The organism is Erythrobacter sp. SN6-5 (assembly GCF_057364945.1).
In genome coordinates, this window is sequence record NZ_CP200282.1 from 2025303 (window position 1) to 2049954 (window position 24652).

Genomic DNA, 24652 nt, shown 5'->3' on the forward strand with positions numbered 1-24652 from the left:
TGGGCTTATCCCTTACGCGAACTGCTTGGCGAAGGCTTCGAGCGCTGCGACGGTTTTGTCCTTCACATCGCCTTCGAACTTCTTGCTCTCACGGATCTCGCTGAGGATGTCGGCATGCTCAGAGCGGATGAAGGCAAGCATTTGCTCTTCGTAATCGTTCACGCGATCAACTGGCACATCATCGATATAGCCGTTGGTGCCAGCAAAGATCGATACGGTTTGCTCTTCAAACGGCATTGGCGAGAACTGAGCTTGCTTGAGCAGTTCGGTCAGGCGTGCACCGCGGTTAAGCAGCTTTTGCGTCGAGGCATCGAGGTCTGAACCGAACTGAGCAAAGGCCGCCATTTCGCGGTATTGCGCCAGGTCCAGCTTCATCGAGCCAGAAACCTTCTTCATCGCCTTGGTCTGAGCGGCGCCGCCAACACGGCTAACCGAGAGACCCACGTTAATCGCAGGACGAATGCCTTGATAGAACAGGTCGGTCTCAAGGAAGATCTGACCATCGGTGATCGAAATCACGTTGGTTGGAATATAGGCCGACACGTCGCCTGCCTGTGTTTCAATGATTGGCAGAGCGGTAAGCGAACCGCCGCCATTGTCGCCGTTCATCTTCGCGGCGCGCTCTAGCAGTCGGCTGTGAAGGTAGAAAACGTCACCAGGATAGGCTTCGCGGCCTGGAGGACGGCGCAGCAGCAGCGACATCTGACGATAAGCCACAGCTTGCTTGGAAAGGTCATCATACACGATCACGGCGTGCATGCCGTTGTCGCGGAAGTACTCGCCCATCGCGCAGCCGGTGTAAGGCGCGAGATATTGTAGCGGAGCAGGCTCAGATGCGGTCGCGGCGATGACGATGGAATATTCCATCGCGCCGTTCTCTTCGAGCTGCTTCACGATTTGAGCAACGGTCGAGCGCTTCTGACCAACGGCAACATAGACGCAGAAGAGTTTCTTCTTGTCGTCGTCGCCGGCGTTGATGCCTTTTTGGTTGATGAAGGTGTCAATCGCGACAGCCGTCTTACCGGTTTGGCGATCGCCAATGATCAGTTCGCGCTGGCCGCGGCCAACCGGGACAAGAGCGTCAATCGCTTTGAGGCCGGATTGCACTGGCTCGCTAACCGATTCGCGCGGGATGATGCCCGGCGCCTTCACTTCAACGCGCTGGCGTGAAGCGGCTTCGATCGGGCCCTTGCCATCGATTGGATTGCCGAGAGCGTCGACCACGCGGCCAAGCAGGCCTGGGCCAACCGGAACGTCCACAATGGTGCCGGTCCGCTTAACGCTGTCACCTTCTTTAATCTCTGCGTCAGAGCCGAAGATCACGACACCGACATTGTCCGCTTCGAGGTTGAGGGCCATGCCCTGAACACCGTTGGCGAATTCCACCATCTCACCAGCCTGAACCTTGTCGAGGCCGTGGATACGGGCGATCCCGTCACCAACGGAGAGAACGGAGCCGACTTCGCTGACTTCAGCTTCGGTGCCGAAATTGGCGATCTGGTCTTTGATGACCTTGGAGATTTCTGCTGCGCGGATTTCCATGTTCGTAGTCCTTTAGGCCTTCATTGCCTGGGCGAGAGAATTGAGACGGGTACGGATCGAGCCATCAATGCGCTGCGATCCAATAGTGACGACAAGTCCGCCAAGAAGCTCTGGGTCGACGCTGGGGTTCACTTTAACAGTGCGACCTTCGCGTGCGGTCAGTCTGTCCTTGAGGGCTGAAAGTTGTTCGGCGCTGAGCGGGTGAGCGCTGGCGACATCGGCGGTAACTTCGCCGCGCTGAGCCGCAGCGATCATTTGAAACGCGCGGATCATGTCCGGCAAAGCCGACAGGCGGCGATTACCGGCGAGTACGCCGAGAAAGTTCTGAGTGAGCTCGCTGAGGCCGAGGTGGCTAGGCGACGCCTTTAATCGCTGCGGCCTGCTGGCTGCGCGAAAGCTCTGGGTTGGTTGTGGCAGCGCGCAGCTCAGGCGAGATCGGTGAGTGCAGCGGCGAGACCTTCAAGGTCTGTCTCGACAGCGGTTACAGTCCCGTTTTCTGCTGCCAGCTCAAAAAGAGCTGAAGCGTAACGTCCTGCAAGGCTAGCCTGAATACCGGCGGAAATATCCACGCGTTTAAAGTCCTCTTGGGTCTATCGAAAAAACGATGCATCGCTTTGTCTGTTCCAGAGCCCAAATTGGTCTTCCGGCAAAGCTGGCGCGCGCCTAGCATCGGGTGTGAGGTGATGCAAGCCGAGTCCGCTCTTATTGGTTGCATCTTGTGCAAACCAGCTTGCGTCCTTTGGCTTTACGACAGCTGAGGCCTTGCATTGAGGCGCCCGATAAACAGGCAGATCATGGCTGCAAAAGCTGGCACAGCCTGGATTATCGCGATTCTGGGAGAAACTGTGAATGCGCCGAAGAGGCCAGCGGTTGCCACGAATGCCAGAAAACAAAAGGCGACATTGGCCTGCCATTTCGCATCCTTGATCAGCAGGGACCAGATCAGGCTGGCGGCCAAGAACCCATTATATAGTCCCTGGTTCGCTGCCATTGCTGTCGTCTGCGAGAACAGTTCCGCTGGGAATGTTGGAAAGACGCGTGGTCCGCGTACCTCCCAGGCAAAAATCTCAAACCATGCGATGTAGATATGCAGAGCGGCGATGAGACCGATCAGCACCTTGGCGAGCTTTAGCATTATGTCGCTCCCTAAATTAGGTCGGGCTATGTCTACACGTCGTGTGCGCGACGTGAAGCGTTAGGTGATTTGCCGGGCCAAACTTGCGCTCAGATCAATTTCTTTTAGAAACGGATCGGAGGAGAGGCAAAAATGCACCATACAAAAATGGCGCCGCAATGCGGTGTAGAAGTTTCCAGCGTCTCGTTGGCAGATTGCAGCGATTCTGAACTGCTTGAGATCAAGCAGACGATCTATGAGCACGGCGTTGCTGTGTTTCGCGATCAGGATTTTTCGCCAGAAGATCACATCAAATTCGGTCGCCGTTGGGGCGGTATCGATGTGAACAACTATTTCCCACTGCAGGAAGATTTCAATGAGATCGCTGTAGTGAAGAAAGAGGCCGATCAATCAACCAATATTGGCGGCGCATGGCATACGGACCATTCCTATGACCAAATCCCTGCAATGGGTTCTGTCCTGGTGGCTCGCGATCTGCCGCCAAAGGGCGGGGACACGATGTGGGCGCATATGGGCGCGGCGTACGACGCATTGTCTGATGATCTCAAAGCAGAGATCGAAGGGTTAGAGGCGTATCATACTGCCGATCATGTCTACGAGGAAGGCGGCCTTTACGCTCAGACGGACATGGGAGAGCATCTGCGCGGTCAGAACCTAAAGACCGGCGCTGTGCATCCGGTGGTGATCCGTCATCCTCAAACAGGCCGTAAGCTGCTCTATGTAAATAGTGGCTTCACGATCAATTTCGTGGGGCAAACGCGCGAAGAAAGCCTGCCTTTGCTCACCAAACTGCTCGATGCTGCGCTGACCGACGACAATCAATGCCGCCTGCAATGGGCACCAGGCACGGTGGCCATCTGGGACAATCGCACCAGTTGGCACAATGCGATGAACGATTACGCTGGCCACCGCCGCGAGATGCACCGCATCACTTTGAGTGGGGAAGCGCTGGCTGCTTAGTAACACAAACGCTGTGGAGGAGGGGAGCCTACTCCTCTCCATCCACGGCATCGCCGCCGGTCGTGCCCGCCGAACTGGCGCGAGATTCGCAGGTATAAACCAGCCGCTCATTTGGGCGATCCGGGAGCAACGCAAGAACGCCGGATTGCTGCTCACCCAATTGGCTCGCCGCGTCGGTGACGCCGCAGGATGCAGGTTTATATTTGGAACGCGCTTCACGGGCATCCCGCATTGGGCCTTGGCGTAAGAGATAACGGTCGGTTTGGAATATTCGGGTTTGCGGATCGTATGAGTTTACCGAGACCGCCGCTTCGTCATTGGGAACGAACACGCGTGACCATTGGCCGCCCGCAATGCCATACTGCGTACGCCCATTGACGCAGCCATCAGCGGCCCAGTCAAACTCAACATCATCGGTTCGGGCTCCAGTCACGCGGCTGCGCTCTGGAATGAAGGTGCACAGCAGCGTGCCATCATCAGCCAGCGAGGAGGGATCATCGCTCGCGGGTGCTTCTGCTTCCTCCATCGCGGCGGCGACCCGTTCCTCAATCTCGGAGAATGCCGGGCGAGTGATCCAAACGATCATCGTTCCGACCAAGGCTGCACCGCCAATTCCGGCAACAATCATAACCTTATTACCGGTCGCCCCATCACGGCGCGCCTGATAGGCGATATAGCCGCAGCCAAGCGTAATCACCGCGAGCAGCATGGCGAGAGCCATGGCATTGTCGCGTTCCTCCATCACTTCAAACTGCGCCAGACGCATGGCGGCGGCTCGTTTGTCAGCCAGCTCAGCCTCGCGCGCAGCGACCAATGCGCGGGCCTCGGCACGTTCTTGCTCAAAACGGTCGCGTTCAGCAGCGTTCAGTTCGTCGATCGAGCGGCATGGCAGGGCATTGGTGCGCGGCTCTATGTCATTCGCGCGCAGGAAGGGGAGTAGTTCGCGCAAGGATACTGCGAAGTAAAACTCTGCATCTGATCCGTCCGAATCCGCGCCGAATGAATTGACGCCGAGCACGCGTCCGCAACCATCGAGCAGTGGGCCGCCAGAGTTGCCGCGCGCAATCGGGGCGGTGTGCAGGATGGTATCAAACTGCCTGCTAGGGCGTTCGCCAGATAAGAAGCCTCTACTTTTGACCGGAGGCTGCGCACGGAAGATGTCGCCGAACTCCAGCCCTTGGGCAACGTCGACGTTCATCGGATAACCCACGGCTGAGACTTCACCCATGTCGCCGCTGCGCGCGCCGACCAGCGTGAGCGGTGGAAGGCGGAGTGAACCCTCGGTGATTTCGATCAGCGCCAGATCATTGCGCGGGCTAACCGCTATGGCCCGGCCAAAGCCGCCTTCTTCGCCCTCTGTGGGGACAATACCAATCCGCAATGTGTCATCCTGCAATGCTTCACGCACGACATGGGCATTGGTCACGATCTTCGTTGGGCTGACGGCAAAGCCGCTGCCATGGCTGATCGGAAAGACCTCTTCGCCATCGCTGCCGATGATGACCACGCGAACAACGCCTCTAGCAGCGGCATCAACATCGCCAGCATCGGCCTGAGCGCTGATGGGAGTTAACAGGACAAAAAAGCCCAGCAGGGCAAAGAGAATGCGGTTCATGCCCGCGTATTTGCCGGGCATTCACTTTAACCGCAAGCTTCGGGATGTGACTATCTGCGCATTCAGCTAAGACAGATGGCATGAGCGAGAACCAAATCCCCTTTGAACAAGCCTGGGCAGCCGTGAAGCAGCGCGATCGCAGTTTTGACGGACGGTTTGTGACCGGCGTGCTCACGACGGGCATCTATTGCCGCCCATCATGCGCCGCGCGGCATCCGTCGCCTGCAAATGTCCGGTTTTTCGCAACCGGTGCCGAGGCGCGAGAAGCTGGACTGAGAGCGTGCAAGCGGTGCTTGCCCGATGATGTTGGACGGGACGAAGCGGCAGTGCTGGCCGCGATTGACGAGATCAAGGCTTCGGAAGGCAGGCCGACTTTGGACGATTTGGCTGAGCTCACGGGCTATTCACCGACACATTTTCAGCGCGTTTTTAAGCGCGCCACAGGTCTGTCGCCAGCGGCTTATTCGCGGGCACTGCGCGAGGAGCGCGTACGCGAGGCCTTGGGCGAAGAGGCTTCGGTGACTGAGGCAGTTTACGAGGCGGGATATTCCGCCCCCTCACGGTTCTATGATGAGACGAAAGGCAAGCTGGGCATGTCGGCAAAGGATTGGGCGGGCGGCGGCGCAGGGCGCACCATACATTGGAGTGTGATTGGGACCTCGCTGGGCGAGATGCTGATCGCGGCAACGGACAAAGGCGTTTGCTGCCTGGCTTTTAACGAGGGCAAGGAAGAGCTGCGCGCACGCTTCCCTAAGGCTGAGCTGATTGAAGGCAGCGGCGAGTTCCGTGCCCTGTTCGATGAGGTCACCAAAGCGGTGGAAGACCCCGGCATAAATGCCGCGCACATTCCGCTCGATGTGAAGGGCACCGCATTTCAGCAGAAAGTCTGGCAGGCCCTTCGCGAAATTCCTGCTGGTGAAACGCGCAGCTATGGAGAGCTAGCCGCAGCGCTTGGCAACCCCAAGGCCAGCCGCGCAGTGGGCGGGGCCAATGGCGCGAACAATATTGCCGTGCTGATCCCGTGTCATAGGGTCGTGCAGGCGGATGGCTCAATCGGTGGATATGCCTATGGGCCGGAGATTAAAGGCGAACTGTTGCGGCGAGAAGGGGGCACGCACTTGCTCTAATTTTGTGCCCATGCGGGCCTTCTCGCCTAGTCCAATTTCGGCGGAAAGCCCGGCTCTGCCTTGGCCATCGCTGTTTGGTAGGCATCGCGCGCGCCGATCCGTTGCAGATATGCTTTAAGGTTGGGCATGTGGTCGATGCTCATGTCATTGAACGCGCGCGCTGTGGTCAGCGAGAAACCCATCATGATGTCGGCCGTCGTCAGCTGCGATCCGCCGAAGTAATCCGCTTCGCCTAGTCGGCGCTCAATCGCTGCCCAGGCATTGGTGATGCGCTTCATTAAAGGCGGCGGCATGTCCGCGCCAACCGCGTTTACGGCGATGCTCATCATGCCATTGGTCATCAGCGTCGCATTGGCAAAGTGGAACCAATAGAGGTGATCAGCAAAGTCGGGGCTGTCCGCGCCTGGAACCAGATCTGTGCCAGGTGCATATTTGCCGACTATATACTCCACGATTGCGCCGCTCTCCCCTAGCAGCGTGCCATTGTCCTCGATCAGAGGGGCGATTTCCATCGGGTGCAGCGCTTTCAATTCCGCCGGGGCCAGCCGCGTTTCTGGATCGCGATTGTAAAGCTTGAGATCGTACTCAATTCCCAGCTCTTCACACAGCCAAACGATGCGTTCGGATTGCGAAATGCGAAGGTGGTGGACAGTCAGCATGGTCAAAAGCTCCCAATGTGTTTGCGCGGCGAGCTTTTGCGCTAGGGATGAGGATTGTCGAGCCTTTTGTGGCGATATGCGCGATTGGCTGGGGCATGCTGACGCTTCTCAAGCGTCGCAAAGACAGGTAACATTGCGGCCATGAATGCATCTGACCTTGCCGAGCAATTGTTCCACGCCTTTGAGAACAACGATCTGGAGCGTGCGCGCGAATGCTGCGCTGAGAACTTTCGCGGATCACAAAATGGCGGACCCGAAATGGACCGCGATCGTTTGCTGCAATTCACCGGGGTAGTGAATGCGGTTGTTCCTGATTTTCGCTACGAAGAGGCGATCCGCTCGGCGACCGAAACCGGCTTTGTCGAAGAGCACCGGGTTCGAGGAACTCTGCCCGATGGTGGTCAGATCGACCTGATGGTGTGCGTTGTTGGTGAAGTCTCAGATGGCAAAATCACGGTGCTGCGTGAATATGTCGACACAGCGGCTGCAGCTGGCCTGATGAAGGCGCTGTCCTCAGCCTAACTCTGCCGCTTAATCGCGCGCCCATCCATCGCGAGCGGGTTCTAGTGTCTTGAGGAACTTCTCTGCGCTGGAGAGATAATCGTCTTTCTTCTCATCACCCATCCGGTCCCAGGTGGCATATATCCTGCCGATACGGTGATTGCTCGACAGACGGTCGCGGTGGCGGTCCATAAAATGCCAATAGAGCGGATTGAACGGGCATGCGCCGTCGCCCGTCTTCTTGCTAACGGAATAGCTGCATTCTTTGCAGTAATCAGACACTTTATTGATGTAATTGCCGCTCGCCGCATAGGGCTTGGTCGCCAGCGCACCGCCATCGGCATAGAGGATCATGCTGGAGACATTGGGCAGCTCAACCCATTGATAGGCATCAGCATAAACGGCCAGATACCAATCCTGCACGGCGCGTGGGTCGATTCCGGCCAGCAGGCAAAAATTGCCGAGCACCATTAGGCGTTGAATGTGATGCGCGTGGGCGTTTTCTTTGGTCGAACGGATGCAGTCCGATAGGCAGCGCATGTCTGTCTCGCCGGTCCAGAAAAACTCGGGCAGGCCGCGCGTCGCTTCCAGATCATTGGCTTCTTCCAACCCAGGCATAAAGTGCCAATAGAAACCCCGGATATACTCGCGCCAACCGATGATTTGGCGGATGAAACCCTCGACCGAATTGAGCGGTGCGCGGCCTTCTTCATAGGCTTTCTCAGCGCGCTGACACAAAGTGATCGGATCGAGCAGTCCGCAATTGATGCTGGTTGAGAGCATGGAGTGATACAGGTCGTCTGAGCCGAAAACCATCGCGTCTTGATAGGGGCCAAAATTCTCGATCCGCTCGGCGAAAAACGCATCGGCGGCTTGCTCCGCCTCGGCGCTGGTGACGGGCCATTCGAACGGTTCCAGATCGCCGAAGTGATCAGAGAATTTTTCCTCAACCAGGGCCAATACTTCGCGGGTGATTCCATCGGGTTCAAACCTCGGCCTGGCGGGTGCTTTCATGTCGCCTTTGGGCGGTTCGCGGTTCTGCTTATCGAGGTTCCATTCGCCGCCTTTCGGTTTGCCATTGTCCAGCATCAGCAGGCCGATCTTGCGGCGCATCTCGCGATAAAAATGCTCCATGGTGAGGTGCCTGCGCCCCTCGACCCATTCTTCAAATTCTGCGTGCGAGCAGAGGAACCGGTCGTCCGGCAATATTTCGACTTCGCAAGCGAATTTGTCGGGCCATTCCTCGATGGCTTGTTGCACGCGCCACTCGCTTGCCTCGACCACATGGACCGCGCGCGGATCGTGCCGCTCAATTGCGCGGGCAACTTCGCCCGTGAAGCTGCCGGAATTGTTGCCGTCCGTCAGCTTCACATAGTCGACCTGCCAGCCTGCTTCTTCCAGCTCTGCGGCGAAATGGCGCATAGCGGAGAAAATGAGCGCGATCTTTTGCTTGTGATGTTTGACGTAAGTCGCCTCGTCCCAGACCTCCATCATCAAGATGACGCTGTCGTCCTTGGCGCGACCACGTAGACTGGCGAGCGTGCGGGTTAGCTGGTCGCCGAGGATGGGGATGAGGATTGGGTTGGATGCCATGGGCCTTCTAATGCTCAAGCATAGAAAAAGTGCCGAACTGTTTGCTTAAACGAAGCTATATGGATCGATATCGACGCCGACGCGCAGGCCGGGCGGGAAATCATGCGTGTCCAGCCAGCCGCGAATGACCTTTTGTAAGTTTGCGGATCGCCGTGCGTTTACGAGGAAGCGATAGCGGTAGCGGCCGCGCAGCAGAGCCAGCGGAGCGGGCGCGGGCCCTAAGATGTAGAGATCGTTCTGCTCTGGCCGCGTATCGCCCAGCCGCATGGCCGCGGCGCGCGCTTCCCTCTCATCCTCGCTCGACAAGATGATCGCGGCCCACCGACCAAAGGGCGGCGCGCCTGCGTCTTTGCGGGCCTCGGTTTCAGCCTCGTAGAACGCATCGCGGTCGCCCGCTTCGAGCGCGGCGATGACCGGCGAATCCGTATGCCGGGTCTGGATCAGCACCTCGCCCGGTTTTGCTCCGCGCCCAGCGCGTCCAGCAACCTGCGCGACCTGCTGATAGGTGCGCTCAGCCGCGCGCAAATCGCCGCCTTCCAGACCGAGGTCAGCGTCAACCACACCAACCAAAGTCAGCTCTGGGAAGTGGAAGCCCTTGGTCACCAGCTGTGTGCCGACGATTACGTCTATCGCTCCGCCTTCTGCCTGAGCGATGAAGTCAGCGGCACGTTCAGGCGATCCCAAAGTGTCTGATGTGGCGACCGCCACGCGCGCCTCGGGAAACAGCTCAGCGACTTCATCCGCGATGCGCTCAACGCCCGGGCCGCAGGCGACGAGGCAATCTGGCTCTCCGCATTCTGCGCATTCGGCGGGCACCCCTGTTTCGTGCCCGCAATGATGGCAGGCGAGGCGGGCGGACAGGCGATGCTCCACCATCCACGCGCTGCAATTGGGGCATTGATACCGGTGCCCGCAATTGCGGCACAGGGTCAGTGGAGCAAATCCGCGGCGGTTTAGGAACAGCAGCGATTGCTCGCCCTTTGTCAGACGATCTTCGAGTGCAGCGACCAGCGGCGGAGCCAGCCAGCGCCCGCTGCCAGGCTGTTCCTGCGTCAAATCAACCAGGCGAATTTTGGGCAAAGTTGCACCGCCAAACCGGCTCGGCAATTCCAATCGCTCGTAAATGCCAGTTGATGCCATATGCAGGCTTTCGAGCGCGGGTGTCGCGCTAGCCAACACCACTGGGATTTTCTCAAACCGGGCGCGCATCACCGAGACATCGCGGGCGTTGTAGCGCACGCCTTCGTCCTGTTTGAAGCTGACCTCATGCGCTTCGTCGACAATGATCAGACCGAGGTTCGCATAGGGAAGAAACAGTGCCGAGCGAGCGCCCACGACCACGCTTGCCGTGCCGTTTGCAATGGCCCTCCACGCTCGCCTGCGTTCAGTGGATTTGAGTGACGAATGCCACAGCACAGGCGGGGTGCCAAAGCGCTGCTCAAAGCGCACGAGGAAGTTCTCGGTGAGGGCAATTTCGGGCAGCAGCACAAGCACTTGCCGTCCCTGCCGGATAGCTTCGGCAACGGGCTCAAAATAGGCCTCTGTCTTGCCCGATCCGGTCACTCCATCGAGCAGAAACGGGGCGTATTCCCGCGCTGCCACCGCGTTCACGAGGCGATCGGAAACGTCCGCCTGATCAGGGGAAAGGTCGGGCACCCAATGTTCAGGATCGGCGGGCGGGAAGGGGCGATCAATCGCAACCGTCACCGGCTTGATCAGTCCTGCATTCACCATCCCGCGCAGCACGCCTTCTGATACGCTGGCGATCCCGGCAAGCTCGCGGATAGTGCCTTGTTCGTCCACCAATGTCTCAAGTGCCAGCTTGCGCTGCGGTGTCATACGGCCTGAACCTTCCGATCCGCTCAAGCGGTACTCGGTCATGGTCGCAGGGCCCCCCAGCGCACCGCCGCTTGAGAGGACCATTCGCGCGACACTGGCTAGGCGCAGCGCAGTAATAATCAGCAGTCCACTCGATCAGCCTCCGCAGTGGCTCTGACAGTGGCGGCACCGGCAGTACTTCTCGGATCGCGCGCAATTTGCTGGGGTCAAACTCGCGGCCTGGCAAGCGCCCCTCATCCCATACAATGCCGGTGACCGTGCGCGGGCCGAGCGGGGCCAGCACTACGGTTCCAGCAGGCGCGCTGACCCCTTCAGGCAGCTTGTAATCAAGCGGGCCAAGCGCTGCATTGAGGACAAGGAGGCGGACGCGGTTCATGATCGGCCTTTAATATGGGCGCGGCTGTCGACCATCGGCAAGGTGCGGCTGCGCAATAATCATCATATTGGTGACATTACCGTGGAGAGCAGGCGCTTGCACGGCTGGCCAGCGTGTCCGCGCTATGCCAATCAGGTTTGGCGATTCGTGATCTGCCACCAGGAGCCTGAGACGAGATGAAATTCTTTGCCGACACTGCCGAAATCGACGACATCAAAGAACTGGCTGCGACCGGCCTGCTCGATGGGGTCACCACCAATCCGTCACTGATCCACAAGTCGGGCCGCGACTTTATGGAAGTGACGAAGGAAATTTGCGGGATCACCGACGGCCCCGTATCGGCAGAAGTCGTCGCGCTCGACCACGAAACCATGATGCGCGAGGCGGAGGTGCTCCGCAAAATCGCGGACAATGTTTGTATCAAGGTTCCTCTGACGATTGATGGATTGAAGACATGCAAGGCGCTGACCAGCGATGGCACCATGGTCAATGTGACTTTGTGCTTCTCTGCCAATCAGGCGTTGCTTGCGGCGAAGGCTGGTGCGAGCTTCATCTCGCCATTTGTAGGCCGCCACGACGACAATGGTTTTGACGGAATGGACCTGATCGAGGACATCCGCCTCATCTACGACAATTACATGTTTGAGACCGAAATTCTGGTCGCCAGCGTGCGCCACGTCACCCATGTGCTCGAAAGTGCGAAGATCGGGGCCGACGTTATGACGGCGCCGCCCAAAGTGATCAAAGCCCTGTTCAATCACACACTGACCGACAAAGGCATTGATGCGTTTATGGCGGACTGGGCGAAGACGGGCCAGAAGATCGTCTGAGCCGGTAGGCACGCACGCTAATCGATGGCCGAAGAATCCCCTCTCGACACGTTTAAGCAGGCGCTGACCGGCGCCAGCCGCGCAATTGCGCGCGATGCGGAGGTGGAGGTGGCGTGGAGCGCGGATGTGCCGGGCTCTGCGGGCAATCGTTTTCGCGTGCCCTTGCCGGGCCGTGAACTACCAGCCGATCAGGTGAGCGAAGCGCGCGGTTTCGCCGACAGTTTCTCGCTCAAACTGCGTCACCACAATGCAGGGTTGCATGCCAGTGGTAGCCCGCCAGAGCCGGTTGCGCGCGCGTGCTATGATGCGATTGAGCAGGTGCGCTATGAGGCTTTGGGTGCAAACGCATTCGGCGGCATCCGCTCCAACCTTGATGCGGCGGTGGAGCAGCGCACCGCGACCGACCCGATTGCCCGCGCTCAAAACAACAGCGAAGTTCCGCTCGAAAGCGCTCTCTCGCTGATCGTGCGTGAACAATTGACTGGGCAGCCAGTGCCAGAGCAGGCGCGCGCCGGGGTCGAAATGGTTCGCGAGTTCATCGAAGAGCGTATCGGCGATGATCTCCGCAACCTCACGGATACGCTCAGCGACCAACAGGCGTTTCAAAAGCTCGCGCTGGATATGCTGCGGGATCTCGATCTCACCCGCCCGCAAGATGCGCCGGACGAGGCGGACAATGATGACGGCGATGAGGAAGAGGGCGCCGACGATGAGCAAGAAGGCGACGAGCAGCAAGAGGGCGATGCTGATCCGCAGGCCACCGATATGGCCGGCGAACAGGCGGAAGGTGATGGCGACGGGGACGCAGATACTGAGCTGTCTGGTGAGGAGGAAATGCAGGACGGCGAACCGGGTGAGGACGGCGATGCCAGCAACGCTCCTGTCCGCCCAAACCGCCCGCAGGCCGATATTCCTGATGGGCTGGATTACAAGCCTTTCACCGAGAAATTCGATGAAGAAGTCGAGGCGCCGGAGCTGTGCGATGCGGAAGAGCTCGACCGCTTGCGCGCCTATCTCGACAGCCAGCTGACCGGCCTGCAAGGCGTGGTCACGCGGCTCGCCAACCGTTTGCAGCGCCGCCTGATGGCGCAGCAGAACCGCAGCTGGGACTTCGATCAGGAAGAGGGCGTGTTGGACGCCGCACGGCTGGCCCGCGTGGTGATCTCACCCGGCACTGCGCTGTCTTATAAGGTTGAGCGCGATGTTGAGTTTCGCGACACGGTCGTCACACTGCTTATCGATAATTCCGGCTCTATGCGAGGGCGGCCGATTTCCATCGCCGCGATCAGTGCGGATATATTGGCGCGTACGCTGGAGCGCTGCGGGGTCAAAACAGAGATATTGGGCTTCACCACGCGCGCCTGGAAGGGCGGGCAGAGCCGCGAGGCCTGGCTGGCCGATGGCAAGCCGCAGGGTCCGGGCAGGCTCAATGATTTGCGCCATATCGTCTACAAGCAAGCGGATGAGCCATGGCGCCGCGCGCGCCGCAATCTTGGCCTGATGATGCGCGAAGGGCTGCTGAAAGAGAACATCGATGGCGAGGCGTTGATGTGGGCGCATTCCCGCCTGATCCACCGGCCAGAAGATCGCCGGATCATGATGGTGATTTCTGATGGTGCGCCGGTTGATGACAGCACGCTGAGCGTGAACTCGGCGGGCTATCTGGAGGCGCATCTGCGCGGTGTGATCGAATGGATTGAGAACGTCTCACCGGTCCAACTCGTCGCGATTGGCATCGGCCACGATGTGACGCGGTATTACCGCCGCGCGGTGACGATTATGGATGTCGAGCAACTCGGCGGCACGATCATGGAGCAGCTTGCGGAGTTGTTTGAAGATGAGAAGGGTGTGAAGCGGAGGTGAGCACGGTGTTCCACCTCTGGTTTCAGCGCGAATACGAGAACCGCGAAGACACTGAGCTTTCTATTGGTTTCTACGAGTCAGAGGCCGATGCTCTCGCAGCAATCGACAAGCTAAGCTCAAAACCCGGATTCCGAGACTATCCCGAAGGTTTCCAATTTGAGGAATGCAAATTGGGTTTAACTAGCTGGGTGGATGGTTTTGTTAGCGTAACAGGGGATCCACCCAAAGATGCGAAGGGCGAAGTATTCGACTTGCCTGCTGATGCTGAGGAATAAGAGTAATGAACGTAACCGAAGCCGTTACCAGCCGCCGCTCTGTGCGTCAGTTCACCGACCAGCCGGTTGAACTGGAGACGATCCGCCGCGTTATGAACACCGCGCGTTGGGCCGCGTCTGGCTGCAATTTTCAGCCGTGGGAGGCGACCGTTCTGACTGGCCAGCCGCTGGCGGACCTTCAGGCGAAAATCACCACCACGCCCCCGCAAGAGGCCGAATATGACTGGACTGCGCCTGGGCAAGAGGATGCCTATAAGCAGCGTCTGAACGTCGTTTCGAAAGGCATGTTCGGCGCAATGGGGATTGCTCGCGAAGACGGCGAAGGGCGGATGAAGGCGATGATGCGCAACGCCACTAGCTTTGATGCACCCGCCGTCATGTTCATCTATTTCCCGCGCCTGATGAAAGAGCCGCAATGGTCTGACACTGGCATGTGGCTTCAGTCGGTGGCGCTGCTGCTGCGCGAAGAAGGGCTCGATAGCTGTTTTCAGGAATACATGGCGCTCTATGCCAATGTGATCCGCGAGCATCTGGGCCTGGATCACGAGCGCTATATGCTATTTTGCGGGATGGCGATTGGCTATCGCGACCCCGATGCGCCGCTTAACAATTATGAACGAGAGCGTGTGCCGCTGGACGAGCACGTTAAGTTTGTGGGGTTTTAGTCGTCGCTTATTGTCACGTGCTTCGACAAACTCAGCACGAACGGGGTGAAAAAGAAATCCGTTCATCCTGAGCTTGTCGAAGGATGTGCACCTGCTAATGGCCTTTCATGACCGACGCGCCTTTGCACCTCTTCAATTCCCTCACGCGCCAGCTTGAGGAATTCCGCCCCGTCCATGAAGGTGAGGCGCGCGTCTATACCTGCGGGCCGACGGTTTATAACTATCCGCATATTGGCAATATGCGCGCCTATGTATTCGCGGATATTCTCGGGCGGACCCTGTCTCACAAGGGCTATGATCTCACGCACATCATAAACATCACCGATGTTGGCCATCTGACCGATGACGCGGATGCGGGCGAGGATAAGATGGAGAAGATGGCGTCTGAAAAGGCGCAAAGCATTTGGGACATCGCGCAGCATTACACTCAGGCCTATTGGGCGGATGTGAAGGCGCTCAATATCCGCCAGCCTGCCAAATGGTCGGTAGCGACGGATTACATCGCAGAGATGCTGGAATTCGCGAAAGGCATTGCAGACAAGCACTGCTATGAGCTCGATAGTGGGCTCTATTTCGATGTCTCGACGATTGAGGATTATGGGCGGTTAGCGCGTGCCGTAACCGAAGACGGAGAAGGTCGGATCGACACAGTCGAAGGCAAACGCAATGCGGCCGACTTTGCAATTTGGCGCAAGACACCCGCTGGCGAAAAACGCCAGATGGAGTGGGACAGCCCATGGGGGAAAGGCGCGCCGGGGTGGCACCTTGAATGCTCGGTCATGGGCGAAAAGCTACTTGGCTTCCCATTCGATATTCACACCGGCGGGATTGATCACCGCGAAATCCATCATCCCAATGAGATTGCGCAGAACCAAGCGTTTTGCGGTTGCGGCGGACAAGAGGACACCGGCCTTTCCAATGCGCGCAATTCTGGCGCGAACATATGGATGCACAACAACTTCCTGGTTGAGCGCTCTGGCAAGATGTCGAAGTCTTCCGGCGAGTTTCTGCGCCTGCAATTGCTGGTCGACAAAGGCTATCATCCGCTCGCCTATCGGATGATGTGCCTGCAGGCGCATTACCGCAGCGAGCTGGAGTTTTCGTGGGAAGGGCTGACCGCCGCGCTCACTCGGCTCAAGCGGATCGTTATGTTGGTGGAACGCATCGCCGATGCGCCAAGCGGCGGCGTGACTGACCACCCCAAATTTGCGCCGGTGCTGGAGAAATTTGAGGCTGCAATTGCCGATGATCTCAACACCTCGATCGCGCTGACAGCCTTGGAAGATGCGCTCGCGACTAAAAAGATCGATGCGGGGATCAAGCGCGCAATCGTCGAACGGATCGATAGCGTTCTGGGCCTCGGCCTGTTTGAGCTTGCGCGCACGGACCTGCGCATCCGGCCCAAGGACGCGGTTATCACCGAAGAAGAGATCGACGCAGCGTTTGAGCGCCGCAAGGCTGCGCGCGCGGAGAAAGACTTCGCCGCTTCTGATGCGATCCGTGATGAGCTTGCGGCGCAGGGCGTCGAAGTGATGGACGGCGATCCGATGGGGTGGGAGTGGAAACTGACATGACGATCCTCGCTGTATCCGGCCTGATCCGCCCCTTGCTTGAATCGCAATTGCCCAGCGATATCGATGTCCGCTGGTTCATGACGCACGAGGAAGCGCTGGAGGTAGTGCCTGAGGCAGAAATCGGCTGGTTCGACATGTATGATCAGGCGGCAATGGCCGACACTTTGCGCGCAGCGAAGAAGCTGAAATGGCTCAATTCGATTTATGCTGGGCTGGATTTCCTGCCGCTGGATGTCCTGATTGAGCGCGATGTCACCGTCACCAATGGAGCCGGAATCAACGCCATTACCATCGCCGAATATGTCGTGATGGGCATGCTCAATATCGCAAAGGATTATCGCTCTGTCATGCACGCGGCGGAGCGGCGTGAATGGCTGCTCGACAGTCCGGGTAAGCGGGAGTTGCACGGATCAAAGGCTTTGCTGCTCGGCTATGGCGCGATTGGCAAGCTGATCAAACCGCGCCTGGAAGCATTCGATGTCGATGTAACGGTGGTGCGCCGCTCCGGCGGTGAAGGTGTGCTGACACCGGATGAGTGGCGCGCAAAACTGGGCGAGTTTGACTGGATCATCCTGGCGGTGCCAGCCACGTCTGAAACAGACGGTATGATCGGCGTGGATGAACTAGCCGCGATGAAATCCGACGCGGTCATTGTGAATATCGCGCGCGGTGCGGTGATCGACCAGCCAGCTTTGATCGAAGCGTTAAAGGCGAAGACAATCGGCGGTGCGTTTTTGGATGTCACCACTCCGGAGCCGCTGCCCGAAGATCACGTACTGTGGACGCTCGACAATGCGCATGTCTCTATGCACTTATCTGGCCGCGCACAGGATAAAATGTTCATTCGCAGCGCGGCGCGCTTCCTCGATAATCTTGCAAAGTATCGCCGCGGAGAGCCGGTTGCGCCGATTTTTGATCCAGTGCGCGGGTATTGAATCGCCCCAGCAAGATTTTGGTTGGGCTACTTTGCAATACTGATAGAAGACCGTCACTATCGTGTTGTAACGCAGAGCCATCGTAGCGCGAATAGCACAGCGAGTGTACGCATGCTGGCCGTATTGGGCGAGCCGGGTGCGATAGGAGACAAGCGCCAATGCCTGAGACAAAAAAAGCCTCTGATCTTTTCATCGAATGTCTGGAGGCGGAGGGTGTTGAATATATCTTCGGCGTGCCAGGTGAGGAAAATCTCGATTTTCTAGAGAGTCTTTCGAATTCCAATCAGATCAAGCTGGTGCTGACCCGGCACGAGCAAGGCGCTGGTTTCATGGCGGCGACCTATGGTAAGCACACGGGTAAGACCGGGGTGTTTCTGGCGACCTTGGGGCCGGGCGCGACCAATATGGTAACCGCGATTGCCTATTCACAGCTTGGCGGGATGCCAACGCTGGCGATCACCGGTCAAAAGCCGATCAAGAAATCCAAGCAAGGGCGGTTTCAGATTCTCGACGTGGTCGACATGATGGGGCCGATCACGAAATACGCTTATCAGCTGCATGCTGGCGACAATATTCCTAGCCGTGTACGTGAGGCGTTTCGCCTGGCCGAAGAGGAAAAGCCTGGCGCGACGCATCTCGAGTTACCTGAAGATATCGCTGAAGAACCAACCGATGCCGTGCCTATCGCTCGCTCTGTCGCGCGTCGACCGTCGGCTGAAGCCAAAGCTGTGCGGATGGCGGTGGAGGCATTGGATGCCGCGCAGCGCCCAGTGTTGGTGATTGGTGCCGGTGCCAATCGCAAGATGACCAGCAATATGCTGGGCGAGTTCATTGAGAAGATGCAGATTCCTTTTGTTACGACACAAATGGGCAAGGGCGTGATTGATGAGCGGCATCCGCTGTTCCTCGGCTGCGCTGCCTTGTCCGCGGGTGATTTCTGCCACCGCGCGATCGAGGATGCCGATCTCATCATCAATGTTGGTCACGATGTGATCGAAAAGCCGCCGTTCTTCATGAACGATAGCAGCGCGACCGTCATCCATGTCTCAACGAAGACCGCCGAAGTGGACCCAGTCTATTTCCCACAGATTGAAGTGATCGGCGATATCGCGAATGCGATCTGGCAGATCAAAGAAGGGGTCGCCAAACGCGATGGCTGTGCGTGTGATCGCATGCTGGAATATCGTGCAGCAGAGGTTGCCCATTCCAAGCCGCTAGAGGCGGACAATCGCTTTCCAATTTTCCCGCCACATCTTGTGCGTCAGGTGCGCCAGAGCATGCCTGATGATGGCATCATCTGCCTGGACAATGGAGTCTACAAGATCTGGTTCGCGCGCAATTACACCGCTTATTTGCCCAACACGGTCTTGCTCGACAATGCGCTCGCCACAATGGGTGCTGGCCTGCCCTCAGCGATGATGAGCGCAATGCTCTACCCAGAGCGCAAAGTCATGGCGATCTGCGGCGACGGCGGCTTTATGATGAACAGTCAGGAGATGGAAACGGCGGTTCGTTTGGGGCTCAACATGACTGTGCTGATTCTGCGCGATGATGCCTACGGGATGATCCGCTGGAAGCAGGCGAATATGGGCTTTAAGGATTATGGCCTCACCTATGGCAATCCCGACTTTGTGAAATATGCGGAGAGCTACGGAGCGCATGGCCACCGCGTGACAAGCAGTGAGCATCTGACCGATGTGCTTGCCCATACGAGCGATACACCGGGGGTGCATCTGATCGATTGTCCGGTCGACTACACTGAGAACGATCAGATCCTTAATCACGACATCAAGGAACTGAGCGCTAAGCTCTGATAATCTGGTGGGCCGCACGCCCGCCACACATCGTATTTAGGGGAAAGCTATGCCCGAAGTTGTAAACCCGTTCGATCTGTCGGTAATCGGCAATGTTCCAGTGGATGATTGGTCCACCGTCGATGGGTATCTGCAGACCGCCAGTGACCTGTATCGTGATCGTTCTCGCTGGCTGCCTGCGCATGAGCGCGCCGATATCTTGAAGCGAGCGGCCAAGATCATGGAAGAGCGCAAGGATCACCTCGCTTTTCAGATCGCGAATGAGGGCGGCAAGCCGCTGATCGATGCACGCGTCGAAGTCGACCGTGCGATCAACGGTATGGAAATCGCCATTCACGAAATGGCGGCCTTGCGCGGCACAGAAATCCCGATGGGACTGACCGCGTCCAGCGTGGGCAAGCTGGCCTTTACCACGCGTGAGCCGATTGGCCCCGTGGTTGCGGTTTCGGCCTTCAACCACCCACTCAATCTGATCGTGCATCAGGTGGCACCGGCGGTCGCCACTGGCTGTCCGGTCATTGTAAAACCGGCTAAGCGATACGCCTTTGTCCTGCTTTGAGTTCGTATCGATCCTGCACGAAGCGGGGCTGCCGCCCGAATGGTGCAGAGCGACCATGGTTGGGCGGGATGAGGCCGAAAAACTGGTAACTGACCGCCGTGTTGCGTTCTTCACCTTTATCGGTTCAGGCAAGGTTGGCTGGATGCTGCGATCAAAACTTGCACCCGGTGTGCGCTGCGCGCTTGAGCATGGCGGGGTCGCACCGGTGATCGTTGATGCCACTGCCGATCTCGATCTGGCCGTTCCCAGCATGGTCAAAGGTGGATTTTACCATTCGGGCCAGGTTTGTGTCTCGGTTCAGCGCGCGTTTGTGCATTCATCAATCATCGGAGACTTCGCCGATGCCTTCACTGCCAAAGTTAAACAATTGAAGGTGGGCAATGCGATCCATGAAGACGTCGAGGCCGGACCGCTGATCCGGCCGGACGAGGTCGACCGGGTGGCCGCATGGGTGGATGAAGCCCGTGATGGCGGCGCGCAGATCCTGTGTGGTGGGGAGCGGCTGGGCGAGACGACCTATGCGCCAACCGTGCTGCTCAATCCGCCCGCTGATGCGACCATTTCACAACAGGAAGTCTTTGGCCCGGCGGTTTGCCTGTACAGTTATGATGATATAGACACCGCGATAGCGCAGGCCAATTCGCTTGACGTGTCATTCCAGGCAGCAATCTTCACGCAAGAGCTCGCCCCGGCAATGAAGGCCTATCGTGAAGTCAACGCATCGGCAGTGATGGTGAACGATCATTCGGCCTTCCGGGTCGATTGGATGCCGTTTGCCGGGCAAAAACATTCGGGTCACGGCGTTGGCGGCATTCCCTTCACGATGCACGAAATGACGCAGGAAAAGATGGTGGTGTTCAACGGGGTGTAAGTGCAGCGTGCGCTCACACTTCCTCCAGCAGTAACAGCACCGCCGTCACCTGCATGTGCGGCTCCGGCGTATAATTGCTCTCAACGCTGGAAATTGTTGCATCTGCGACGAGCTGGCTGGGAATGTGAAACTCGTGTTCGGGTAGGGCGGCAATGAACTCTTCCCCGACCTTGCAGTCGGCGATTCCGTTAAATTCCAGCACCAATTCGTGGCGGGAACCTGAGAAGGTGATCGACGCCCAGGGTTTCTCCTCATGCGTCAATAGATTGCCGCGCCCGCAGGCGAGCGTTAGCAATGCCTCGCGCACTCGGTCGCTGGTTGTGCGCCGGGGGCGGTAACGCCGCGCTCGCCGGGCTGCCCGCGCGTTCTGCGTGGCAGGCGGAGTGTCGATCATGTCCGCAGGAACATCAATGTCGCCACTATCGGCGGATTTGATTTCAATAAGCATGGACGATATCCTGGCTGAGGTTTTGAGCGAGTTTCATGCCGAATGTTCCGGCGCGATAGGTTGGGGCTAGACCGTCGCCGGGCCGGAAACTGCCGGGTATTGCCTTGAATTCTGCCACAGCTTCTTCTGCGCTGGTTGCCGTTCCGACATAGTCCGACATCCATTGGCGGGTGCGCGCCTCCGTGGCGGCGCGCGGCGTGCGCCCCATCCGCAAATCGAGCACAAAGCGCGGGTCATGCGCGGCGAGCCGCCCAAATTTCGTAGCTGGCATATCGTGGTCCCTCAGGAACTTTTCGATCACTCTGATCAGCATGTGATTTCCCCTTCATCTGATTTTGAAAGAGCGAATCATCCTGTCTCGAATCGCTCAATGTTCATTAAATGCTCCATCTGATTTCCTACTTGTCTAGGAAAAATCTTGCGTGTAGGAAGGAAAAATGAGGAACGCAGAAAAGAACATCCCGATCGACCCGCGTCAGCGCCTGCAGGACTTGTCAAAGGAGCGGGGTGTGAGCCTCGCGAATTTGTCAAAAATGCTCGGGCGTAATGCGAGCTATCTGCAGCAATTTATAACGAAAGGCTCGCCTAAGAAGCTTGAGGAAAATGACCGGCGCGTTCTGGCGCAGTTTTTTGGCATTGCAGAAACGGAATTGGGCGCTTTGTCCGAATCGGAGAAGGAAAAATCCTACAATTTGCGTGCGGCGGTGCAGCCAGGCTGGGGCTTGAGTGCAAAAGCATGGATCGATGTGCCTCGGCTGGATATCGGAGCCTCCGCTGGGCCAGGTACTTTGCCGGATTCAGAAGAACCCTACGATGCGTTTCAATTCTCGCGCCGCTGGCTCACCGAACAGGGGCTCGAAGGGGCCAAGCTCTCCGCGATTACGGTAACGGGCGATTCGATGGAGCCGCTGCTGCATGATGGTGACGAGATCCTGGTCGACCGCGCTGAGCGTCCTTTCAGGGACGGTGTGCATGTCGTGCGGCTCGGCGACAATCTGATGGTAAAACGGGTCGCCAGCGCCGGGCCAGGGCGGCTTGCGTTGATTTCACAGAATCTCGCTTACCCGCCGATCGATGTGGCTTCGGAGGATTGTGAGATTATTGGCCGCGTGGTTTGGAAAGGCGGCCGGATTTGAGGTCGGCGTTTGGAGCGGTGCCGAGCACTTACAGCAATTCGATAATTTCTTGGTGGCTAGAAACCACGAACGCCGCTCCGCTCGCTAGAAGCCGATCCGCTAGACCCTCGTCCGCGTGTCCGCCACCTGCAAAACCAATTGGCAACATGCGTGCGGCGCACGCTGCCTTAATGCCATTGATGCTGTCTTCAATTACTGCGCATCGTGTTGGTGGGACATCAATCTGTTTCGCCGCGTGGAGAAACAGATCAGGCGCAGGCTTGCCCTTATGAACAACGTCAACCGAATAGATGTGAGGCGAGAAAAGCGAAGTGAGGTTTGTGATTTCCAGCTTTTTGGCCAACTTATCCGTTGGAGCCGAGGATCCGACCGCAACTTTACCTGGAAAGGCCTCGATTAGCTGCGCTACCCCGCTGATGGGCTGAAGTTCGGCCTCAATCCGCGGCTCGACCCGCTCTTGTAAATGGGTGCCAAAATTAGCGGGGAATGTCCCCCCAATACGAGCCTCATAATCCGAGGCCAATTGTGCATAAAAGTCTGGATAGGACAGACCAACAAACCGCGACAGATATGCCTCTCGGTCGTAAAATAGCCCAAGTTCGGCGAGCAGTTCTTGCTCGACTTCGATATGGATTGTCTCAGAATCGACGAGCACTCCGTCACTGTCGAAAATTATGGCTTCGAAATTTGATAGAGTCATGATTCAAGAGCATCTTCCGCAACCGTCAATGTAACCACGATGACGTCTCTCCAACCGGGTTACAAGCTCGTCAGTGTCACTCTCTTGCAATCTTGAGTGCACGCCGCCACATCTTGAGCCATGACCGAACAACCCAAAACGCCGCCCATGAAAGCCGCGATTATTCCGGTTACGCCGCTCCAGCAAAACTGCTCGCTGATCTGGTGCACAAAGACGATGCGCGCGGCCTTGATTGATCCAGGCGGCGATCTGCACAAGCTGAAAGACGGCGTGGCTAAAGCTGGTGTGACGCTGGAGAAAATCCTGATTACCCACGGGCATCTCGATCATTGCGGGCAGGCTGGTATGCTGGCTGAGGAGCTCGGACTTCTGATCGAAGGGCCGCACAAGGATGATTTGTTCTGGATTGAGCAGCTCGACAATGACGGCGCGCGCTACGGCATGGAGGCTAAAAGCTTTGAGCCGACCCGCTGGCTGGAGCATGGCGATACCGTTACCGTTGGCGAACTGACATTGGATGTGATCCATTGTCCCGGCCACACGCCCGGCCATGTGGTGTTCTTCCACGAGCCGAGCCGGTTTGCGATTGTCGGCGATGTGCTGTTCCAGGGTTCAATCGGGCGGACCGATTTCCCGCGTGGCAATCATCAGGACCTGATCGATGCGATTACCCAGCGCCTGTGGCCATTGGGTGAGGATGTTATGTTCATCCCCGGGCACGGCCCGACCAGCACCTTTGGCCAGGAACGCAAGACGAACCAGTTTGTGAGCGATTACATCTTGTCTTAGGTGCGGCGAGCGCGCCCTGTCTGCTAAATCACCCGAAGCACAACAAGCGTTGCGGCGACCGCCAATCCCAGCTGCGTGAGCAGGGTGATGATCGTGCCGATAAACCGGCCTTTGGCCAAGCTGCCGCCATCCATGCCAAACCCGTGCGCCACCCGGCCAAGCATATAAATACCAGCAACATAGGCGAGCCATGTTCCGCCCCTGCCAGAAAGTTCAATCGCGGCGATCAGAATCAGCACAAAGGCCGTGTTTTCGACAAAGTTCAATTGCGCGCGCATCCGACGCTGGACTTGTTCATTTCCGCCATCGCCAACAAAAACCTGCGTTGCATTTCGCACTTGCCCGATCCGTATTGATAGCCAGATGTTCAAGATCGCAGCCGCAGCCGCGGCGGCCAGAGTTACCGGAAGCGTAATCATAAATAGTTCCCTCAAAACGTGTTATTCGGGTGCTAGGCGGGTCAAGAGCGGCTTGCAACGTGCGATTTTTACGCTATAGCGCGCGGCTTGCCCGGCGGTATTGGCTTGGATTTTCGTACAAGGGAAAACTTGTGCGGCACGATGGCTTACCCTAAGGGATCATCACATTGATGCGTAACACTGCGCAAAGACACAGTTTATTTGAGAAACAGGTGCCGGAATGGCTGTCCCTAAGAGAAAAGTATCCCCACATCGCCGCGGCAATCGCCGCGCACACGATTCGCTGAAAGTAGAAGCGCATCACGAATGCAACAATTGTGGGGAGCTGAAGCGTCCTCACAACCTGTGTCCGCATTGCGGGTTCTACAACGGGCGTGAGGTTGTCGCGGTCGTTTAAGGCGGCAGTGACTTTGACGGAGAACCAGCC

The 24652-nt window shown here is 57.8% G+C and carries 24 protein-coding genes and 2 pseudogenes; 15 read left to right on the plus strand and 11 right to left on the minus strand.

Translation table 11 applies throughout. From position 1 onward, the window contains the following. Window positions 1-12: 12 nt before the first annotated feature. The 3 genes and pseudogenes from atpA to AC0V6Z_RS10025 all read right to left on the minus strand — a co-directional run bounded on the left by atpA (window position 13) and on the right by AC0V6Z_RS10025 (window position 2677). Complete coding sequence (gene atpA / locus AC0V6Z_RS10015) at window positions 13-1542, minus strand: F0F1 ATP synthase subunit alpha (RefSeq protein WP_472638362.1); 1530 nt, start codon at window positions 1540-1542, stop codon at window positions 13-15. Between the two features lie 12 nt (window positions 1543-1554). Next, window positions 1555-2111 (minus strand): annotated as a pseudogene (locus tag AC0V6Z_RS10020) (F0F1 ATP synthase subunit delta). A 176-nt stretch (window positions 2112-2287) separates the two neighbouring features. Next, window positions 2288-2677 carry a DUF1304 domain-containing protein gene (locus AC0V6Z_RS10025; protein WP_472638363.1) on the minus strand — a complete coding sequence of 130 codons (390 nt, stop codon included), beginning with the start codon at window positions 2675-2677 and terminating at the stop codon, window positions 2288-2290. A 132-nt stretch (window positions 2678-2809) separates the two neighbouring features. Here AC0V6Z_RS10025 and AC0V6Z_RS10030 point away from each other — a divergent pair, with 132 nt between their 5' ends. Continuing rightward, window positions 2810-3637, plus strand: a complete 828-nt coding sequence (locus AC0V6Z_RS10030; protein WP_472638364.1) for a TauD/TfdA dioxygenase family protein — start codon at window positions 2810-2812, stop codon at window positions 3635-3637. A gap of 28 nt (window positions 3638-3665) precedes the next feature. On the opposite strand, the gene AC0V6Z_RS10035 is transcribed toward AC0V6Z_RS10030, so the two are convergent. Further along, entirely contained in the window at window positions 3666-5273 is a 1608-nt protein-coding gene (locus AC0V6Z_RS10035; RefSeq protein ID WP_472638365.1) for a S1 family peptidase, read from the minus strand. A gap of 59 nt (window positions 5274-5332) precedes the next feature. Here AC0V6Z_RS10035 and AC0V6Z_RS10040 point away from each other — a divergent pair, with 59 nt between their 5' ends. Continuing rightward, complete coding sequence (locus AC0V6Z_RS10040; protein ID WP_472638366.1) at window positions 5333-6379, plus strand: bifunctional transcriptional activator/DNA repair enzyme AdaA; 1047 nt, start codon at window positions 5333-5335, stop codon at window positions 6377-6379. A gap of 26 nt (window positions 6380-6405) precedes the next feature. On the opposite strand, the gene AC0V6Z_RS10045 is transcribed toward AC0V6Z_RS10040, so the two are convergent. Next, on the minus strand, window positions 6406-7038 hold the full coding sequence (locus tag AC0V6Z_RS10045; RefSeq protein WP_472638367.1) for a glutathione S-transferase family protein: 633 nt from the start codon (window positions 7036-7038) through the stop codon (window positions 6406-6408). A gap of 141 nt (window positions 7039-7179) precedes the next feature. Here AC0V6Z_RS10045 and AC0V6Z_RS10050 point away from each other — a divergent pair, with 141 nt between their 5' ends. Then, window positions 7180-7560 carry a nuclear transport factor 2 family protein gene (locus AC0V6Z_RS10050; protein ID WP_472638368.1) on the plus strand — a complete coding sequence of 127 codons (381 nt, stop codon included), beginning with the start codon at window positions 7180-7182 and terminating at the stop codon, window positions 7558-7560. A gap of 9 nt (window positions 7561-7569) precedes the next feature. Here AC0V6Z_RS10050 and AC0V6Z_RS10055 read toward each other — a convergent pair whose 3' ends face one another. Continuing rightward, window positions 7570-9132: a cryptochrome/photolyase family protein gene (locus AC0V6Z_RS10055; protein ID WP_472638369.1), complete on the minus strand. Its 1563-nt coding sequence runs from the start codon at window positions 9130-9132 to the stop codon at window positions 7570-7572. A 45-nt stretch (window positions 9133-9177) separates the two neighbouring features. Further along, a pseudogene (locus tag AC0V6Z_RS10060) lies at window positions 9178-11347 on the minus strand (primosomal protein N'). Between the two features lie 176 nt (window positions 11348-11523). Between AC0V6Z_RS10060 and fsa the strand changes: the two are divergent. The 9 genes from fsa (at window position 11524) to AC0V6Z_RS10105 (ending at window position 20733) form a co-directional block, all read left to right on the plus strand. Then, complete coding sequence (gene fsa, locus AC0V6Z_RS10065) at window positions 11524-12177, plus strand: fructose-6-phosphate aldolase (protein ID WP_472638370.1); 654 nt, start codon at window positions 11524-11526, stop codon at window positions 12175-12177. A 24-nt stretch (window positions 12178-12201) separates the two neighbouring features. Next, window positions 12202-14040 carry a cobaltochelatase subunit CobT gene (gene cobT / locus AC0V6Z_RS10070; RefSeq protein ID WP_472638371.1) on the plus strand — a complete coding sequence of 613 codons (1839 nt, stop codon included), beginning with the start codon at window positions 12202-12204 and terminating at the stop codon, window positions 14038-14040. Continuing rightward, a complete protein-coding gene (locus tag AC0V6Z_RS10075; RefSeq protein WP_472638372.1) occupies window positions 14037-14315 on the plus strand; it encodes a DUF7336 domain-containing protein in 279 nt (92 codons plus the stop codon). The genes cobT and AC0V6Z_RS10075 overlap by 4 nt, the downstream gene beginning before the upstream one ends. Before the next feature lie 5 nt (window positions 14316-14320). Continuing rightward, complete coding sequence (locus AC0V6Z_RS10080) at window positions 14321-14980, plus strand: nitroreductase (RefSeq protein ID WP_472638373.1); 660 nt, start codon at window positions 14321-14323, stop codon at window positions 14978-14980. 107 nt (window positions 14981-15087) lie between these two features. Further along, window positions 15088-16554 (plus strand): cysteine--tRNA ligase, encoded by a 1467-nt coding sequence (gene cysS / locus AC0V6Z_RS10085; protein ID WP_472638374.1) that lies wholly within the window; start codon window positions 15088-15090, stop codon window positions 16552-16554. Next, entirely contained in the window at window positions 16551-17489 is a 939-nt protein-coding gene (locus AC0V6Z_RS10090) for a D-2-hydroxyacid dehydrogenase (RefSeq protein ID WP_472638375.1), read from the plus strand. Before cysS ends, AC0V6Z_RS10090 begins: the two co-directional genes overlap by 4 nt. Window positions 17490-17647: 158 nt before the next feature. Then, window positions 17648-19303, plus strand: coding sequence for an acetolactate synthase large subunit (locus tag AC0V6Z_RS10095; RefSeq protein ID WP_472638376.1), 1656 nt, complete (start codon window positions 17648-17650; stop codon window positions 19301-19303). Between the two features lie 49 nt (window positions 19304-19352). Continuing rightward, the gene (locus AC0V6Z_RS10100; RefSeq protein WP_472638377.1) at window positions 19353-19862 is read left to right on the plus strand and encodes an aldehyde dehydrogenase family protein; all 510 of its coding nucleotides are present in this window, start codon (window positions 19353-19355) and stop codon (window positions 19860-19862) included. Further along, window positions 19849-20733: an aldehyde dehydrogenase family protein gene (locus AC0V6Z_RS10105; RefSeq protein ID WP_472638378.1), complete on the plus strand. Its 885-nt coding sequence runs from the start codon at window positions 19849-19851 to the stop codon at window positions 20731-20733. The genes AC0V6Z_RS10100 and AC0V6Z_RS10105 overlap by 14 nt, the downstream gene beginning before the upstream one ends. Window positions 20734-20746: 13 nt before the next feature. Here AC0V6Z_RS10105 and AC0V6Z_RS10110 read toward each other — a convergent pair whose 3' ends face one another. Further along, on the minus strand, window positions 20747-21181 hold the full coding sequence (locus tag AC0V6Z_RS10110) for a hypothetical protein (protein WP_472638379.1): 435 nt from the start codon (window positions 21179-21181) through the stop codon (window positions 20747-20749). Then, window positions 21171-21452: a hypothetical protein gene (locus AC0V6Z_RS10115; RefSeq protein WP_472638380.1), complete on the minus strand. Its 282-nt coding sequence runs from the start codon at window positions 21450-21452 to the stop codon at window positions 21171-21173. The genes AC0V6Z_RS10110 and AC0V6Z_RS10115 overlap by 11 nt, the downstream gene beginning before the upstream one ends. A 166-nt stretch (window positions 21453-21618) precedes the next feature. Between AC0V6Z_RS10115 and AC0V6Z_RS10120 the strand changes: the two genes are divergently transcribed. Continuing rightward, the gene (locus tag AC0V6Z_RS10120; RefSeq protein ID WP_472638381.1) at window positions 21619-22317 is read left to right on the plus strand and encodes a S24 family peptidase; all 699 of its coding nucleotides are present in this window, start codon (window positions 21619-21621) and stop codon (window positions 22315-22317) included. Window positions 22318-22345: 28 nt separating this feature from the next. Here the strand turns inward: AC0V6Z_RS10120 and AC0V6Z_RS10125 are convergent, their stop codons facing one another. Then, window positions 22346-23017: an HAD family hydrolase gene (locus AC0V6Z_RS10125; protein ID WP_472638382.1), complete on the minus strand. Its 672-nt coding sequence runs from the start codon at window positions 23015-23017 to the stop codon at window positions 22346-22348. A gap of 147 nt (window positions 23018-23164) precedes the next feature. On the opposite strand from AC0V6Z_RS10125, the gene AC0V6Z_RS10130 reads away from it, so the two are divergent. Continuing rightward, window positions 23165-23806: an MBL fold metallo-hydrolase gene (locus AC0V6Z_RS10130; protein ID WP_472638383.1), complete on the plus strand. Its 642-nt coding sequence runs from the start codon at window positions 23165-23167 to the stop codon at window positions 23804-23806. A gap of 23 nt (window positions 23807-23829) precedes the next feature. Here the strand turns inward: AC0V6Z_RS10130 and AC0V6Z_RS10135 are convergent, their stop codons facing one another. After that, a complete protein-coding gene (locus AC0V6Z_RS10135; protein ID WP_472638384.1) occupies window positions 23830-24225 on the minus strand; it encodes an MAPEG family protein in 396 nt (131 codons plus the stop codon). Between the two features lie 220 nt (window positions 24226-24445). On the opposite strand from AC0V6Z_RS10135, the gene rpmF reads away from it, so the two are divergent. After that, a complete protein-coding gene (gene rpmF / locus AC0V6Z_RS10140; RefSeq protein WP_472638385.1) occupies window positions 24446-24622 on the plus strand; it encodes a 50S ribosomal protein L32 in 177 nt (58 codons plus the stop codon). Window positions 24623-24652: the final 30 nt, after the last annotated feature.

What these genes read in the sequence shown, in the direction of transcription:
- atpA (WP_472638362.1), bottom strand. Translation starts at nt 1,542, where the DNA reads ATGGAAATCCGCGCAGCAGAAATCTCCAAGGTCATCAAAGACCAGATC.
- AC0V6Z_RS10025 (WP_472638363.1), bottom strand. Translation starts at nt 2,677, where the DNA reads ATGCTAAAGCTCGCCAAGGTGCTGATCGGTCTCATCGCCGCTCTGCAT.
- AC0V6Z_RS10030 (WP_472638364.1), top strand. Translation starts at nt 2,810, where the DNA reads ATGCACCATACAAAAATGGCGCCGCAATGCGGTGTAGAAGTTTCCAGC.
- AC0V6Z_RS10035 (WP_472638365.1), bottom strand. Translation starts at nt 5,273, where the DNA reads ATGCCCGGCAAATACGCGGGCATGAACCGCATTCTCTTTGCCCTGCTG.
- AC0V6Z_RS10040 (WP_472638366.1), top strand. Translation starts at nt 5,333, where the DNA reads ATGAGCGAGAACCAAATCCCCTTTGAACAAGCCTGGGCAGCCGTGAAG.
- AC0V6Z_RS10045 (WP_472638367.1), bottom strand. Translation starts at nt 7,038, where the DNA reads ATGCTGACTGTCCACCACCTTCGCATTTCGCAATCCGAACGCATCGTT.
- AC0V6Z_RS10050 (WP_472638368.1), top strand. Translation starts at nt 7,180, where the DNA reads ATGAATGCATCTGACCTTGCCGAGCAATTGTTCCACGCCTTTGAGAAC.
- AC0V6Z_RS10055 (WP_472638369.1), bottom strand. Translation starts at nt 9,132, where the DNA reads ATGGCATCCAACCCAATCCTCATCCCCATCCTCGGCGACCAGCTAACC.
- fsa (WP_472638370.1), top strand. Translation starts at nt 11,524, where the DNA reads ATGAAATTCTTTGCCGACACTGCCGAAATCGACGACATCAAAGAACTG.
- cobT (WP_472638371.1), top strand. Translation starts at nt 12,202, where the DNA reads ATGGCCGAAGAATCCCCTCTCGACACGTTTAAGCAGGCGCTGACCGGC.
- AC0V6Z_RS10080 (WP_472638373.1), top strand. Translation starts at nt 14,321, where the DNA reads ATGAACGTAACCGAAGCCGTTACCAGCCGCCGCTCTGTGCGTCAGTTC.
- cysS (WP_472638374.1), top strand. Translation starts at nt 15,088, where the DNA reads ATGACCGACGCGCCTTTGCACCTCTTCAATTCCCTCACGCGCCAGCTT.
- AC0V6Z_RS10090 (WP_472638375.1), top strand. Translation starts at nt 16,551, where the DNA reads ATGACGATCCTCGCTGTATCCGGCCTGATCCGCCCCTTGCTTGAATCG.
- AC0V6Z_RS10095 (WP_472638376.1), top strand. Translation starts at nt 17,648, where the DNA reads ATGCCTGAGACAAAAAAAGCCTCTGATCTTTTCATCGAATGTCTGGAG.
- AC0V6Z_RS10100 (WP_472638377.1), top strand. Translation starts at nt 19,353, where the DNA reads ATGCCCGAAGTTGTAAACCCGTTCGATCTGTCGGTAATCGGCAATGTT.
- AC0V6Z_RS10110 (WP_472638379.1), bottom strand. Translation starts at nt 21,181, where the DNA reads ATGCTTATTGAAATCAAATCCGCCGATAGTGGCGACATTGATGTTCCT.
- AC0V6Z_RS10115 (WP_472638380.1), bottom strand. Translation starts at nt 21,452, where the DNA reads ATGCCAGCTACGAAATTTGGGCGGCTCGCCGCGCATGACCCGCGCTTT.
- AC0V6Z_RS10120 (WP_472638381.1), top strand. Translation starts at nt 21,619, where the DNA reads ATGAGGAACGCAGAAAAGAACATCCCGATCGACCCGCGTCAGCGCCTG.
- AC0V6Z_RS10125 (WP_472638382.1), bottom strand. Translation starts at nt 23,017, where the DNA reads ATGACTCTATCAAATTTCGAAGCCATAATTTTCGACAGTGACGGAGTG.
- AC0V6Z_RS10130 (WP_472638383.1), top strand. Translation starts at nt 23,165, where the DNA reads ATGAAAGCCGCGATTATTCCGGTTACGCCGCTCCAGCAAAACTGCTCG.
- AC0V6Z_RS10135 (WP_472638384.1), bottom strand. Translation starts at nt 24,225, where the DNA reads ATGATTACGCTTCCGGTAACTCTGGCCGCCGCGGCTGCGGCTGCGATC.
- rpmF (WP_472638385.1), top strand. Translation starts at nt 24,446, where the DNA reads ATGGCTGTCCCTAAGAGAAAAGTATCCCCACATCGCCGCGGCAATCGC.